Origin of the sequence: Moraxella marmotae (genome assembly GCF_042219885.1) — a bacterium.
GTDB classification, from domain to species: Bacteria; Pseudomonadota; Gammaproteobacteria; order Pseudomonadales; family Moraxellaceae; genus Moraxella; species Moraxella marmotae.
In genome coordinates, this window is record NZ_JBHJHR010000002.1 from 196,585 (window position 1) to 211,490 (window position 14,906).

Consider the following 14,906-nt stretch of genomic DNA (forward strand, 5'->3'; position numbering starts at 1 on the left):
CTTATTGATTTTTCTTACAATTTTTTATTATTTAAAATTTGTATAATATTTTATTTATTACAAAAATACTAAAAAATTTTACCCCCCCCCTTGAGATTTTGATAGTAAATTCCCTATTTATCAATCGGATAAGGTTGTATTTTATAGAAATAATTCAGCAACATTTGGTTAATATGATTAAAAAATACCCAAATCTTACAGTTTAAATTAATAATTGTATATAAAATTGCCAAGATTTCATCTTGGATTATTCAATCCATCATACATTTCACTGATAAAAAAAACATATAGCCAGTCAGCTGAGTGCTAACTGGCTATATAAGAAATCAAAGCATTTAAGATGCTAAAGATTTAAATTTTAAAACCAAATTGGCTATCAATGAATGCCATAATTGGCAAGCAATGCTTCTAATTTTGGCTTGCGTCCACGATAGGCAACATACAAATCCATTGGTGGGCGTGAGCCGCCTTGGGATAAGATGGTGTCTTCAAACTTCTTACCGACCACAGGGCTTAGCACGCCTTCTTCTTCAAACTTGGCAAAGCCGTCCGTAGATAGCAGCTCCGACCACAGATAGCTGTAATACCCTGCCGCATAGCCACCTGCAAAGATGTGACTAAAGAAATTGGGGCGGCGTACATAGTCTGGAATCGGCGTTACGCCAATGTCTTTGGTGGTCTGCAAATACAACGCTTGAGCGAAATTATCAGGCTTATCCGCCGTGTATTCCATATTGACCTTCATATCAAAAATGGCAAATTCCAACTGGCGAGTTAAGCTGATTGCCCCTTGATAATGCTTGGCTTCAAGCAATTTATCCAGCAAATCACTTGGCAGTGGTTCGCCCGTCTGATAATGTGCCGAAATAAACGGCAAGGATTCACGATTGGTAGTAAAGCCTTCCATCAACTGGCTGGGCATCTCGATGGCGTCCCACGGCACGCCGTTTAGACCTGTTACGCCCTGCACCTGCATTTGGGTAAGCATCAGGTTCATGCCATGCCCAAACTCATGAAACAGCGTGGTTACTTCATCATGTAACAACAGCGATGGCTGACCTTCGCTGGGCTTGCGGCAATTTAGCACCAAAATCGCCACAGGCAGCTGCACACTGCCGTCAGCATGGCGAATGCGGTCAATGGCAGTCGCCATCCAAGCCCCTTCTTTTTTGTTTTCTCTAGCATACATATCCAGATAAAACGAAGCCTTATGGCGGTTTTGGGCATCAAACACTTCATAAAACCGCACCGACTTATCCCACACATCGGCTTGGGCTTCACGGATAGTCACGCCAAACAGTCGCTTGGCAATCTCAAACAATCCGCTCAAAACTTTTTGTTCAGGGAAATAGACTCGCAGTTTTTCTTTGTCAAATGAATATAAGGCATGGCGGTGCTTTTCGGTATAATAAGCAATGTCCCACGCATTGAGTTTATCAACGCCATAATTTTGTTTGGCAAAGGCGGTCAGTTCGGCAAGCTGTGCTTGTGCTTGCTTGCGACTGCGAGCTGCCAAACCATTCAAAAATTCCATCACTTCAGCAGGGCTGTCCGCCATTTTGGTTGCCAGTGAATATTCGGCATAATTTTTAAAGCCCAAAAGCTGTGCCAACTGCAAGCGTAATGACAAAATCTCAGCAATCACTGGCGTATTGTCCCACTTGCCAGCATTGGGGCCAGCATCCGATGCCTTGGTTGCAAAGGCTTCATGCACTTTGGCACGCAATGCAGCATCATCGGCATAATTCATCACCGCCACATAGCTTGTGGTATTAATACCAATGCGATAGCCTGTCTCGCCCTTGTCTTTGGCGGCCTGCTTAGCACTTTCTAAAGCAGATTCGTTTAGCCCTTTTAGAGCATCGGCATTGTCAAAGGTTTGCGACCAGCCTGCGGTAGCGTCCAACACATTGTTGCTGTATTGACTGGACAGCTCGGACAGTCTTTTTTGGATTTGAGCAAGTTTTTCTTGCTTGTCGGCTGGCAAATCAATGCCTGACAGACGAAAATCCAAAATCGCATCATCGATGGATTTTTGTTGTTCGATGTCAAAACTGGCAAATTCGGCAGAGTTTTTTAGCGTCATCACCGCATCAAATAATGGCTTGTGCATGCCACGCCAGCTATAAAAATCACTGGACAAACCCAGCATTTCATTATAAGCATCTCTTAGCTCATCGCTGTTGGCCACAGAGTGTAAATTTGACGCCACCGACCACGCACGATTGATTTGGTTGTCAATATTTGCCAAAGGATAATAGAAATTTTGCCAAGTAATCACAGGCTGGGCAGCGACAGTATCGATGACGGTTTTGGCGGTGTCAAACAAAAACTGCATTGCAGGCACGATATGCTTGGGCTTGATTTGTGAATATTTTGGCAAACCTGAAAAATCAAGCAGCGGATTGTGCTTGAGATGCTCAGGAATAGTTAAGGCAGTGGCAGGCAAATTGCCCAAAGCAAATTTTGGCAAACCTACCAAGCCCAAGGCGATGGCACTGCCCGTACCGCATAAAAAACGACGACGATTCATCATTGATACTCCATGTAAAATAACAGTCAAAATTTAAATGATAATCTTTTGGGTTGGATTATTGTAGCACATCAAAATTATAAAAAACACCCATCAACAGATGAGTGTTTGTAAAACCGCCATAGCGATTGGCAACGCCAAATGAGTAATTAACAATTGGCAATTGGCAATTGGCAATTGGCAATCAACAATCGCTTGTCAGTCTGCCGCAATGATTGCAATAAAACAATCATTGCGATTGGGCAGCGTCATTTTCTGCCTTAGGCAATGGCTGGGCGATGACGGTTGCCGACTCGCCTGCCACAGGCTGGGCGGTATTTTGTGCTTCATCACTGGCAAGCGTCGCTGTCCGCATGGCTTCACGCTGGCGGTTAAACTCAGTGATTTGCTCTGCCGTTAAGTTAGCACCGCCGCCTAGGGCTTGGTACAACTGGATTTGGCTCATCAAGCGAGCCAGCTCAAGCTGCAAAATGCCCTGCTGATTGGCAAACAATGAACGCTCAGCGTCCAATACCGTCAGATAATTATCCAAACCTGAGCGAAAGCGTGCATAAGCGATGTTATAAGTCTGCTGATAGTTGTCTTGCAGTCGAAACTGCGACTCTATCTGCTGACCCAAAGTCGCACGCTCTGCCAGCACATCGGACACTTCTTTAAAGGCGGTTTGAATGGTTTTTTCATAATTGACCAAAGCCAATTTTTGGGCAATTTGTGCCATCTCGTGATTGGCACGGCGGCTGCCTGCATCAAAAATCGGCAAGCTAATCGCTGGCCCAAACGACCAACCAAACGCACTGGATTTTAGCAAATCGTCCAAACTGCTACTACCAAAACCAATGCTGGACGATAGGCGAATTGATGGGAAATATGCCGCTCGTGCGACATTGATATTTGCCCCAGCTGCTTTTAGACTGTGTTCAGCTTGCACAATATCAGGGCGATAATACAACAGCTCACTGGGCAGACCTGTGCTAAACAAAGTCTGCGATGTGATGTCGCCCAGTCGCATATTGCGATTGACGCTTGGCAAAAGCTCATTTGGCACAGGGCGACCAATCAGCATTTGTAAGGCGTTACGAGCTTTTAGGATATTGGTATCGGCAGCATAGACCGCCAATTTTGCCGCTTCTAGCGAGCTTTCGGCTTGCAAACTTGGCGTCTTGGCATCAATTCCTGCTTCAAAGCGTTTTTTGGTGATGACCATCGCCTGCTCACGAGTTTTTAGCGTCTCTGCCGCCAAATGTCTTTGAGCCAAAGCGTGTCCCAAATTGACATAAGCCTGAGCCACGCCAGAGATGATGGAGATTTGTGCCGCATCTTTGGCAGCATTGGTTGCCAGATATTGATGCAACGCTTGCTCTTTTTGACTGGCGACTTTGCCCCACAAATCCAGCTCATAGCTACTCATTGCCAAGCCGACATTATAGCCAGTGGCTGGGTTGGCATCGATGCTGTTATTGGCTTGGCGAGTGGCAGCTGCCGAGCTGCCAACCTGTGGCAAACTGTTTGCTTGCGTAATTTGAAATTGGGCACGAGCCGACTGCACCGCCAAAATAGCCGCTTGCAAGTCTTTGTTGTTTTCAAGTGCCAACTCAATCAAGGATTTTAACTTTTCGTCAGTATAAAAATCCTGCCAACGCAGCGACGCCACACTGGGTGCTTCAGCGGTGCTGACGGTTTCGGCATCATACACTTTATAGGCATCATTCATCGGTACATTCGGCACCGCCAAAATCGGCGCCGAAGTATCCACTTTTTTTGGTATGCTGCTACACGCCGCCATACTGATGCTAAGCACTGACAATGTCAAGACATGCAAAGTGGTTGAAGTTTTCATAATAAGTCCTTAAACTTTTTCAGTAGTCTTGGCCGCAGCCACAGCTTTTGGCTTATAAGGGAACAGCGTACGAATCCACACATAGAACATTGGGATAAAGAACACGCCCAATACGGTTGCGGTAATTACGCCACCCAAAACCCCTGTACCAACTGCATTTTGACTGCCAGAACCTGCACCTGATGACAGATACAGCGGCACAACACCCATACCAAACGCCAATGAAGTCATGATAATCGGACGCAAACGCAAGCGTGCCGCCGTCATAACCGATTCTTTGAGCGATTTGCCAGATTCTTGGATTTCTTTGGCAAATTCGATAATCAAAATGGCGTTTTTGGCAGACAGACCGACCACGGTCAATAGTGCCACTTGCAAATACACATCGTTGGCAAGTCCGTGTACTTTGGTAAGCAATACCGAACCGACCACGCCCAGCGGAATGACCAAAATCACTGCAAATGGTACAGACCAGCTTTCGTACAGTGCCGCCAAGCACAAGAACACCACCAAGATCGAAATGGCATACAAGAACGGTGCTTGACCACCTGATTTTTTCTCTTCAAGCGATAAACCAGACCATTCAAAATCGATGCCTTCTGGCAGCTGTGCCGCCATCTGCTCCATTGCCGCCATCGCTTGACCAGTACTCATGCCCGGTGTCGCTGCACCTGTCAATGCCATCGACGAAAACCCATTATAGCGAGTCAAACTTGGGCTGCCATATTCCCATTTGCTGGTAGAAAATGCCCCAAAATTCACCATCTCGCCTGCGTTATTACGCACATACCATTGATTGATGTCTTCTGGTACGACACGGCTATTGGCATCGCCTTGGATATAGACTTTTTTGATGCGTCCACGGTCAATAAAGTCATTGATATAGCTGCCGCCCCACGCTTGTGAGATGGTGGTATTAATCGCTGCCAATGGCACGCCATAAGCAGATGCTTGTTCTTGGTTGATATCCACTTTCAGTTTTGGTGCATCTTCTTGACCACCCGGGCGAATCGAAGCAATCGCTGGGTTTTGCATTGACATGCCCATCAGCATATTGCGAGCTTCAAGCAGTGCTTCATGCCCCACGCCACCAACATCTTGCAGCTGCAAATCAAAGCCGCTGGCATTACCAAAGCCTTGGATAGATGGCGGTGCTACTGGGAAAATCAGGCTGGCTTCAGGAATCATCACATTCATCGCCATCGCACGACCGACAATCGCTTGGGCGGTGTTTTGTTTGCCCTTACGCTCGTCCCAGTCTTTAAGATCGACGAATGCCAAGCCAGCATTTTGACCTGTACCCATAAAGCTAAAGCCAGAGATAGTAAACACAGAGTTAATATTATCCGTCTCTTGGGTTTGGTAATAATTGGCGATTTTGTCCATGACATCATTTGTCTGCGACAAAGTTGAGCCTGCTGGTAGCTGTACCAAAGTCATCACCGCCCCTTGGTCTTCTTCGGGGACAAATGAGCTTGGCAGACGCATAAACACAAACGCCAACACGCCAACGATACCAAAATAAGTCAGCAGATAAATCAATTTGGCAGCAAAAGTTTTACCGACAAAATTTTCATAACGCTGACTGGCATTATAAAACAGGCGGTTAAACCAGCCAAAGAAACCTTTTTGGCTGTGAATATCTTGATGGGCTTTACGCTTTAAGATGGTCGCACACAAGGCTGGCGTAAACACCAACGCAATGATGGCGGATAAGGTCATACTGGTAATCAAAGTTACCGCAAATTGACGATAAATCACCCCAGTTGAGCCACCAAAGAAAATCATCGGTACAAATACCACCGACAAAATCAACGCAATACCGATGACTACTTTACTGATTTCGTCCATGGACTTGGTGGTGGCGTCAAGCACTGACATGTTTGGATCTTCTTCGAGCAGACGCTCGACATTTTCCACCACGATAATCGCATCATCGACCAACAGACCGATGGCAAGCACCATGGCAAACATGGTCAAAATGTTAATACTATAACCAAATACCGACAACACGGCAAATGTTCCCAAAATCACCACTGGCACTGCCAAAGTCGGAATAATAGTTGCACGCCAGTTTTGTAGGAATAATAGCATCACAAAAAATACCAGCACCACCGCTTCAAGCAGTGTATGCACTACTTGTGTGATGGACAAGCGAACAAATGGCGTGGTGTCATAAGGCACAACCAATTTCATGCCTTGTGGGAAATTTTTGGACAGCTCATCTAAGCGAGCACCGACTGCTTCACGCACTTCTAGGGCGTTGGCACCAGATGCCAACATAATCGCCATACCTGATGCTGGCTTGCCATTAAACTGGGCGCGGAATTGGTAGTTTTCGCTACCAAGCTCTACACGACCCACATCTTTGATGCGAATTTGTGCACCTGCAGTGTCCGTTTTTAGTAGAATGTTTTCAAAATCTGATACAGTTTGTAGATAGCTTTGGACGCTGACAACAGCATTAACCACTGTGCGATTGTCGTCAGTCGGCAAAGTACCCAATTGACCAGCCGATACCTGCACATTTTGTGACTGGATAGCACCTGCCACATCTGATGGCATCAAGCTATAAGCACGCAATTTTTCAGGATCGAGCCAAATACGCATCGCATAAGACGAACCAAAGACATTGGTACCGCCCACACCTTCGACACGGCTGATGGGATCGACGATATTGGCATTGAGATAATCGGCAATGTCCGACTGATCCATGCTGCCATCTTCGGACACAAAACCCGCCACCATCAAAAAGTCGCTGGCAGATTTTTCGACATTTAGCCCCAGACGCTGCACCATCTCAGGCAGTGAGCTGGTCGCTGCTTGCAGTTTGTTTTGGACTTGCACCTGTGCGGTGTCTGGGTTAGTGCCATTTTCAAAGGTTAGCGTAACGGTTGCTGCACCTGCCGCTGACGAGCTTGATGACATATACATCAAGCCGTCTAAGCCTTTCATTTGCTGTTCGATGACTTGCGTTACCGAGTTTTCGATGGTTTCGGCATCGGCACCGGGGTAGGCGGCATGGATAGACACCGTCGGCGGTGCGATTTGTGGGTATTGCTCCACAGGCAGACCACGAATTGCTAGGACACCCACCAACATGATTAAGATGGCGATAACCCAAGCAAAAATCGGTCTATGAATAAAAAAACGAGACATACATTACCTATTTTGTTGGATTATTTGCTTTCATCAGTGGCAGGCTCATCAGCAGCTGGAGCGGCAGGTGCTTGAGCTGGCGGTGCTCCAGCATCGGCATTGGCTTCACTGCTGGTCGCTGGTAGCTCACGCACGGTAACTTCTTGATCTGGTTTGACCTTTGAGCCGCCAATGATAACCACTTTTTCACCTGAATTGATACCGCCTGTGATGATCCAATTGCCATTATAAGTCCCTGCTGTCGTTACATTACGCAGCTCAACTTTATTGGCACCATTGACCACATAAACTTGGGTTTCGCCTTTTGGTGTGCGAATCACCGCACTTTGGGGCAGTAAAGCAGCATTATGCACCACGCTTTGGATTAGGCGTGCATTGACAAACATACCCGGGATTAGCTTGCCTTCAGGATTTGGGAAAATGGCACGCAAGGTCATATTGCCAGTGGCTTTATCCACGCTGGCATTGGCAAGTAACAATCTACCCAAGGCTGGATAAGTTTGGCCATCTTCTAGTACCAATTGCACTTCGGCACTGCCCTGACCTGCTTGACCTGATTCGATTTGCTCACGCAGGCGTAGCATTTGGGTTGATGATTGGCTGATGTCCACAAAGACTTCATTTAGGCGGCTAATAGTAACCAGTGGTGTGGGCTGATTGGCAGACACCAACGCCCCTGCCGTCACCTGCGAGATGCCTGTTACGCCGCTGATAGGTGCTTTGACAATCGTACGACCATAGTCCAGCTGACTGGCACCAAGATTTGCCTTGGCACTTTGTACCGATGATGCGGCACTGTGGACAGTGCTGTCTGCTTGGGCAACTGCCGCTCTAGCAGCTTCGACATTGGCCTGTGCGGTACGCACCGCTGTGACGGCTTGATCGTATGATTGGCGTGAAATCGCTTCAGCTTCTAACAAGCCTTCTAGTCGTGCCAAGTCTGCACGAGCTTGTGCCAAATTGGCTTCTTGAGCGGTCAAATTCGCCTGTGCCGACGCTTTGGTCGCTTGGGCATTGCTCACCGCAGCTTCGGCATTTTTTACCGCCGCTTCACCAGCTTGGATAGCACTGGTGTAACTGTCCACATTGATGCGATATAGCGGCTGACCTGCACGCACGACGCTGCCTTCTCGAAACAGCACTTCATCAACGATGCCTGTTACCTGCGGACGGACTTCGGAAGTCTCACTGGCTGCCACACGCCCTGCAAAATTTTGGATAATCGGCACTGTCTGCAAAGTAACCGTCTGAACATCGACGGTAGGGTTTGGCATTTGTTGTTGTGCGGCGGCTTGCTGGTCTGATTTGCCGCACGCAGTCATCAAGCCTGCACTCGTCATCAGCCCGATAATCACCGCTGCTTGTAAATTTAATTTCATAACAACCTACTTTATTACACTAAAATAATTTTATGGCTTTACCTACTTATCCGCCATGCCAATGCCAGCAAATCAAGCAAAACCTTAAAACCACTTGTTAGCTCCCATTGATTTAAAGGGTTTGGGAGTAAATCTGTCCATTATAGCCCATTTTTTCATCAATTAAAGGGGAATATTTCTATTATTTTTGCACATAGTGTCAAATTTTTGTCTTGCATTTTGCTGGGTTTTATGTACAACTTAATAAAAATGCGACTTTTTTATCAAATTTTTAAAATTTTGCTTGTATTTTTAAAATTTTTTGGTAAGATATCAGGACTTAAAGGGCTGGATGGCAGAGTGGTCATGCAGCGGACTGCAACTCCGTGTACGCCGGTTCGATTCCGACTCCAGCCTCCATTTTTTCGCCCGGGTGGTGAAATTGGTAGACACAAGGGATTTAAAATCCCTCGCTCTTTTGAGCGTGCCGGTTCAAGTCCGGCCCCGGGCACCACCCTATGGTGTTCAAAACCCCAATGCACTGGTATTGGGGTTTTTGTTTTGCTGTTTGGTTTTGTTGGATTATGTTTTAACGGACTGTGTTTTAACTTTAATCATGTCTTGATTTGTGCCTTGCTTTGATTGGGCTTTTTGGGCGTGATTTACCAATTGATTATTTCACCATTTGTTCATTGCACTTATGCACTCACTGCCCAAATTTGCCAATGCCTTTTATAAAATCAGTATAAAATTAGCACAGCGATGGATTGATTAATCAATCATCAGTTATTAATTATCGAGCATCTATCAATCGAAAACCAACAATATCCATCGCCCCATCAGTCAGCATGGCAAAGTCAATATCCACCTTGGCATATCTGAGCGTAAACGGTGTGTCAATTTCGCCTTGGCGGTAGGCAGGTCTTGGGTCTTGGGCAATAAGATTTTGGATAATCTCAAGGTCTGTTTGGGTAAGATTGCCTTGATTGATTAGCTCATTTAGCTTAAGCATTGCCTGCTGATTGATTCTCACCGTGCGAATCGGCGGCGTGTCTATCGTGCCACAGACCGCCTGCGGCACGCTATCAACAAATGGCAAATACGGCTTGATGTCCACAATCGGCGTACCATCAACCATGTCCGCACCGATGATGTGCAGACGCACTCGCTGCTTATCAATCTCCAGCCGATGCAGCCGCACCACCGACAAACCCAATGCCGATGGGCGATACATGCTGCGTGTGGCAAAAACGCCCATTTTGGCATTACCGCCAAAGCGTGGCGGACGCACCTGCGGACGAAAATTGTCCTGCGACTTGTTTTGGTGAAATTGCCACACTATCCACAGATGGCTGTACTGCTCGATGCCCACAAAGGCCGCTGGCGTATCATAAGGGGCGATAAACTCAATAGTACTTGCCACATTGACCAGATTTGGCTGTCTGGGAATGCCAAATTTTTGGGTCAATGGCGAATGATGACGGCCAATCACTGGCAAATGAATCATAGTCATAGAGAATTTTTCTCGTTTATGCTAAAATGCGTGTCGCTTATTCCAAATTTACCCTAAACCCAAGGCACAAAACTCGCTATCATACGCCAATGTTTTTTTCTTTGGCTTTTGTTGGCGATTTGACTGCCACCTTGATAATAAGAGAATATTATGTCTAAGTTTATCACAGAAACCGTCACTTATGTACATCACTGGAATGATAGCCTATTTACCATCAAGACCACTCGTGGCGACAGCCTGCGTTTTCGCAATGGTGAATTTGCGATGATTGGCATCATGGTTGATGGCAAACCTTTGGCTCGTGCTTATTCTATCGCCAGCCCAAACTGGGCAGAAGAGTTGGAATTTTTCTCCATCAAAGTCCCTGATGGTCCACTGACTTCACGCCTACAACACATCAAAGTTGGTGATGAATTGCTTATCAGCAAAAAACCAACTGGCACGCTGGTACTGGACGATTTGCTACCTGGTAAGCACCTGTATATGCTTGCCACAGGTACAGGTTTAGCACCGTTTTTGTCATTGTGCCGTGATCCTGAAGTTTATGAACGCTTTGAAAAAGTCATCTTGGTGCATGGCGTGCGTCATGTCAATGATTTGGCGTATAAAGACTTCTTTGAAAATGAGCTGCCAAATGATGAAATCTTTGGCGAATGGGTGCGTGAAAAATTCATCTACTACCCAACCGTCACTCGTGATGAGTTCAAAAACACAGGGCGTGTTACCGACTTGATGAAATCAGGCAAATTGTTTGCAGACATTGGCCTACCGCCAATTAATAAAGACGACGACCGTGTGATGATCTGCGGTAGCATGGCGATGAATGCCGACACCGCCGAGATTTTGGACGGTTTTGGTTTGACAGTATCGCCACGCATGGGCGAACCTGCCGACTATGTGGTTGAGCGTGCCTTTGTCGGCTAAGTGATTGATTTTATTATTATTATTATTATTAATTGTATTTAATTAATCACATTGTCCATCTGATTTTAAGATTATATTTGATAGATAAAAAGACGCATGATTTAATCAATGCGTCTTTTTGTTTTAAGCACTTGCCCTTTACTGGCTACATTAGAGCATTGGAACATTGGGATATTGAAATATCAATAATTTTTTAGATAATTTTAAATTGTTTTAAATCTATAAAATTATCGTTAAATCAAATCACGCAATCGCCGCTGACAGTTTTGCCGCCAGTGCCGCCAACGCTTGCGGATCAGCCATCGCTGTTTCATGCTTGGCAACTTCGCTAAAATGTGCTGGCACCAAATGCATGTGATAATGAAATACCGACTGCCCTGCTTGGGCGTCATTAAGCTGCATCTGTGTGATACCTTGGGTGTTTAGGACGCTGCGTTGGGCTTTAATAATTTTTTGGGCAGTGGCAATCACCGCTGCCGCATAATCCAACGGCAAGTCCGACAGCTCAACCGCTGGGCATTTGGGAATCACCAGCACATGCCCCGTCGCCACTGGCATAATGTCCATAAATGCCAAAGTTTTATCGTCTTCATAGACCTTATGGCAAGGGATTTCACCACGCAAAATCTTGGCAAAAATATTGTTGTCATCATAAGCTACCGTCATCATCGCACTCCTAGGTTGTTTTGGTGGTTGTCTTGGTAATCGTTTTATTTGACACATTGTAGCACAGCTGCGATGATAATTTAATCTGATTTTGTGGGCGGTTTTGTGGTATAGTAGTCAATTTATCAACTCCTTAAATCAATTCATTAAAGCACACCGACACCATGGATCGCACCGACAAACCTTTGCTGATATTACAAGAATTATTCGCTGACGACAGTTTTGTTTTTCGGACGCACAATGTCAAGCTCGCCAAAATCCAAACTGCCCAAGATTTGCCGCAGATGTTTTTGGCACATTATGATAGTTTGCCTGATGACATCAAGGCAGATTTGCCACTGACGCCATCGCTGCTTAAGCAAATCAACACGCCGATGACCGCCGCCCAAGCCTGCACCGCACTTGGCTTGCCGTTGGGCAGCATATCACCAGCGTGGCATATCAAAATCAGCGGCACGGCGGTGATTGCCTGCGATGCTTTATCTCTTGCTCTACATACACAGTTTACCAATACTGCAAAAAGTAGCCAAGCTGTCTATGGCGAAAAACATACACTCATCGAGCAAGAAGCCACTCGCTGGCAACTGGCTGGCTGCGTCAATGTATTGTACAAAAACGCTGCGTATCAATTAATCAGCGTGGATTTGCAAGGCGATGATTTGGAGCTGACGCCAACCGTTGATGGCTATGTTCGCCTACCAAATGCCCACGCACTGGCCACGACGCACGCCATCAACACCCTAAAAAACAACCACCCTGATAAGATGAAATATCTGCACGATGCCATCTTAGAAAAAGTAACCGCCACCACGCTATAAAGCCAAATTATTAATTCATTAACCAATGATTAGTCGGTAAAATAAATCAAAATAAATAAACCCACTTGCAAGCACACAAGTGGGTTTGTTATTAACAGTCATGATGATGCAAACCTATCACGATAATGCACTACGGCAAATCAAGCCATTAGCCTTGCTCATCATCAGACTTGGGCAATGGCAATGGACCACCCAGCAGATGCTCATCGGTCATTTCATTGTGCGAATTATGCTCGGCAGATTCTTCGGTGATGTACCATTGACTGTTGCGATATAGGGTCAGTCTATCACGACCCAAGCCACGCCACAAACAATACATCATCACAAAAATCACCAGTGCAAATGGCAAACCTGCCACAATCGCCGCCGCTTGTAATGCCCCCAAACCGCCTGCTGCCAGTAGCACCGCTGCCACGATGCCTTCAGAGCTGACCCAAAACAATCGCTGAATCTTTGGCGGATCGGTCTCACCGCCAGCGGTCAGCATATCCACCACAAGGCTAGCACTATCTGCCGATGTTACAAACCACAGAATAATCATCACCAACGCCACACTGATTAAACCTTGGGTAAATGGATAATATTCCAGCAGTTTAAAAATCGCACTACCATAATCTGCCTGCACCGCTTCAAGCAAGCCAAACGAGCCATTTAGCTCCATGTGGATTGCCACGCCACCAAAGGCAGTGAACCACAAAAACAGCAGCAGCATCGGCACAAGCAGCACACCAAACAAAAACTCTCTGATGGTACGCCCACGAGAAATGCGAGCGATAAAAATCCCCACAAATGGCGACCAGCTGATCCACCACGCCCAATAAAACACCGTCCATGATGCCTGCCAATCGGTGTCTTTATAGGCTTCATTCCACAGACCCAGCTCAATGAGATTGCCGGCATAATTACCGATATTTTCGACAAAACTGTCCAAAATAAACTGCGTTGGCCCCATGATAATCATAAACGCCAAAAACAGCAGCGTTACGATGATGGTAATGTCGCTCAATCTTTTGACGCCCTTGTCCAGCCCTGCCATCACCGAGATGGTCGCACAAGCGGTAATCACCGCAATCAGAGCGATTTTTAGCATCAAACTGGGCGTTAGACCCCACAGCTGCACCAAACCTGTCTCCAGCTGCATCACGCCCAAGCCAAGCGAAGTTACCACGCCAAAAATCGTACCAAAAACCGCCAAAATATCGACCGTATGCCCCCAACCGCCGTAGATTTTTTTACCAATTAAGGGAAAAAGCACCGAGCGAATCGACAGCGGTAAACCACGCCGATAATGAAAATACGCCAAAGACAACGCCACCACCGCATACACCGCCCATGCGTGCAGCCCCCAATGCAAAAATGAGATTTTCATCGCATCAACCGCTGCCGCCATCGTTTCAGGTTCGGCCTTTGGCGGTGCAACGAAGTGATATAATGGCTCTGCCGTTCCCCAGTACAAAAGCCCAATGCCAATGCCTGCCGAAAACAGCATACCAATCCACGAGCCAAAACTGTATTCAGGCACTTCGGTCTGATGCCCCAAGCGAATATCGCCATAGCGACTCAACGCCAAATAAATACAAAACACCACAGCGGCATTCATCAAAATAATCAGCACAAAGCCAAATTTATGGCTAATCAGGCTCTGCATTTGCCCAAAAATCTGCCCTGCCTGCTCACTAAACAGCGAGCCATACAGCATAAACAGCACTACGAGCAACGACGAAATGGCAAAAACAGGCACACTGACCTTGGGGAAAATGCCAAATCGGCTGATTTTCACCCCTTCGGTCATGATGTGAGTGTCGCTTTCGTGCTTGCTGGTGGGTTTTTTGGGTGGTGTGTCGGATACACGCATTCATCTCTCCTTGGTCTGTAATTTTTGTGAGTTTGACTGTTGATTTATTGCTCATTAAAATTTAAGTTTAACTTAAAAAGTTTTGATAAAATTTATGATAACTTTTAAAATTTTAACTTAAAAAAAATTTAACAAATATCAAACAAATCCTAAGCAATCAGACAGTTGGACAGATTTTTAATTGTATTATCAAGCCAATCAATATGGCTGATGTGTCGGCAAATGTCAAATTATCCTTTGGCG

General features: G+C 46.0%; 9 protein-coding genes and 2 tRNA genes. 4 read left to right on the forward strand and 7 right to left on the reverse strand.

Annotated elements, in window-relative coordinates; translation table 11 throughout:
* Positions 1–376: 376 nt before the first annotated feature.
* From ACFBZI_RS01115 to ACFBZI_RS01130, 4 genes are all read right to left on the reverse strand, one after another.
* On the reverse strand, positions 377–2,536 hold the full coding sequence (locus ACFBZI_RS01115) for a M3 family metallopeptidase (RefSeq protein ID WP_375714633.1): 2,160 nt from the start codon (positions 2,534–2,536) through the stop codon (positions 377–379).
* A 226-nt stretch (positions 2,537–2,762) separates the two neighbouring features.
* Entirely contained in the window at positions 2,763–4,370 is a 1,608-nt protein-coding gene (locus tag ACFBZI_RS01120) for an efflux transporter outer membrane subunit (RefSeq protein ID WP_375714634.1), read from the reverse strand.
* 9 nt (positions 4,371–4,379) lie between these two features.
* Positions 4,380–7,529, reverse strand: coding sequence for an efflux RND transporter permease subunit (locus tag ACFBZI_RS01125; RefSeq protein ID WP_375714635.1), 3,150 nt, complete (start codon positions 7,527–7,529; stop codon positions 4,380–4,382).
* A gap of 20 nt (positions 7,530–7,549) precedes the next feature.
* Positions 7,550–8,908: an efflux RND transporter periplasmic adaptor subunit gene (locus tag ACFBZI_RS01130; protein WP_375714636.1), complete on the reverse strand. Its 1,359-nt coding sequence runs from the start codon at positions 8,906–8,908 to the stop codon at positions 7,550–7,552.
* Between the two features lie 325 nt (positions 8,909–9,233).
* Between ACFBZI_RS01130 and ACFBZI_RS01135 the strand changes: the two genes are divergently transcribed.
* A tRNA-Cys gene (locus ACFBZI_RS01135) sits at positions 9,234–9,307 on the forward strand.
* A 7-nt stretch (positions 9,308–9,314) separates the two neighbouring features.
* Positions 9,315–9,401 (forward strand) — tRNA-Leu (locus tag ACFBZI_RS01140).
* 279 nt (positions 9,402–9,680) lie between these two features.
* Here the strand turns inward: ACFBZI_RS01140 and tsaA are convergent.
* The gene (gene tsaA, locus ACFBZI_RS01145) at positions 9,681–10,400 is read right to left on the reverse strand and encodes a tRNA (N6-threonylcarbamoyladenosine(37)-N6)-methyltransferase TrmO (protein ID WP_375714637.1); all 720 of its coding nucleotides are present in this window, start codon (positions 10,398–10,400) and stop codon (positions 9,681–9,683) included.
* Positions 10,401–10,550: 150 nt separating this feature from the next.
* Between tsaA and ACFBZI_RS01150 the strand changes: the two genes are divergently transcribed.
* Complete coding sequence (locus ACFBZI_RS01150) at positions 10,551–11,324, forward strand: ferredoxin--NADP reductase (RefSeq protein ID WP_375714638.1); 774 nt, start codon at positions 10,551–10,553, stop codon at positions 11,322–11,324.
* Positions 11,325–11,567: 243 nt separating this feature from the next.
* On the opposite strand, the gene ACFBZI_RS01155 is transcribed toward ACFBZI_RS01150, so the two are convergent.
* Positions 11,568–11,990, reverse strand: a complete 423-nt coding sequence (locus ACFBZI_RS01155; protein WP_375716281.1) for an HIT family protein — start codon at positions 11,988–11,990, stop codon at positions 11,568–11,570.
* Positions 11,991–12,154: 164 nt separating this feature from the next.
* Between ACFBZI_RS01155 and ACFBZI_RS01160 the strand changes: the two genes are divergently transcribed.
* Positions 12,155–12,808: a hypothetical protein gene (locus ACFBZI_RS01160; protein WP_375714639.1), complete on the forward strand. Its 654-nt coding sequence runs from the start codon at positions 12,155–12,157 to the stop codon at positions 12,806–12,808.
* A gap of 148 nt (positions 12,809–12,956) precedes the next feature.
* Here ACFBZI_RS01160 and ACFBZI_RS01165 read toward each other — a convergent pair whose 3' ends face one another.
* On the reverse strand, positions 12,957–14,600 hold the full coding sequence (locus ACFBZI_RS01165) for a BCCT family transporter (RefSeq protein WP_375716282.1): 1,644 nt from the start codon (positions 14,598–14,600) through the stop codon (positions 12,957–12,959).
* Between the last annotated feature and the right edge of the window lie 306 nt (positions 14,601–14,906).

What these genes read in the sequence shown, in the direction of transcription:
- ACFBZI_RS01115 (WP_375714633.1), bottom strand. Translation starts at nt 2,536, where the DNA reads ATGATGAATCGTCGTCGTTTTTTATGCGGTACGGGCAGTGCCATCGCC.
- ACFBZI_RS01120 (WP_375714634.1), bottom strand. Translation starts at nt 4,370, where the DNA reads ATGAAAACTTCAACCACTTTGCATGTCTTGACATTGTCAGTGCTTAGC.
- ACFBZI_RS01125 (WP_375714635.1), bottom strand. Translation starts at nt 7,529, where the DNA reads ATGTCTCGTTTTTTTATTCATAGACCGATTTTTGCTTGGGTTATCGCC.
- ACFBZI_RS01130 (WP_375714636.1), bottom strand. Translation starts at nt 8,908, where the DNA reads ATGAAATTAAATTTACAAGCAGCGGTGATTATCGGGCTGATGACGAGT.
- tsaA (WP_375714637.1), bottom strand. Translation starts at nt 10,400, where the DNA reads ATGACTATGATTCATTTGCCAGTGATTGGCCGTCATCATTCGCCATTG.
- ACFBZI_RS01150 (WP_375714638.1), top strand. Translation starts at nt 10,551, where the DNA reads ATGTCTAAGTTTATCACAGAAACCGTCACTTATGTACATCACTGGAAT.
- ACFBZI_RS01155 (WP_375716281.1), bottom strand. Translation starts at nt 11,990, where the DNA reads ATGACGGTAGCTTATGATGACAACAATATTTTTGCCAAGATTTTGCGT.
- ACFBZI_RS01160 (WP_375714639.1), top strand. Translation starts at nt 12,155, where the DNA reads ATGGATCGCACCGACAAACCTTTGCTGATATTACAAGAATTATTCGCT.
- ACFBZI_RS01165 (WP_375716282.1), bottom strand. Translation starts at nt 14,600, where the DNA reads ATGACCGAAGGGGTGAAAATCAGCCGATTTGGCATTTTCCCCAAGGTC.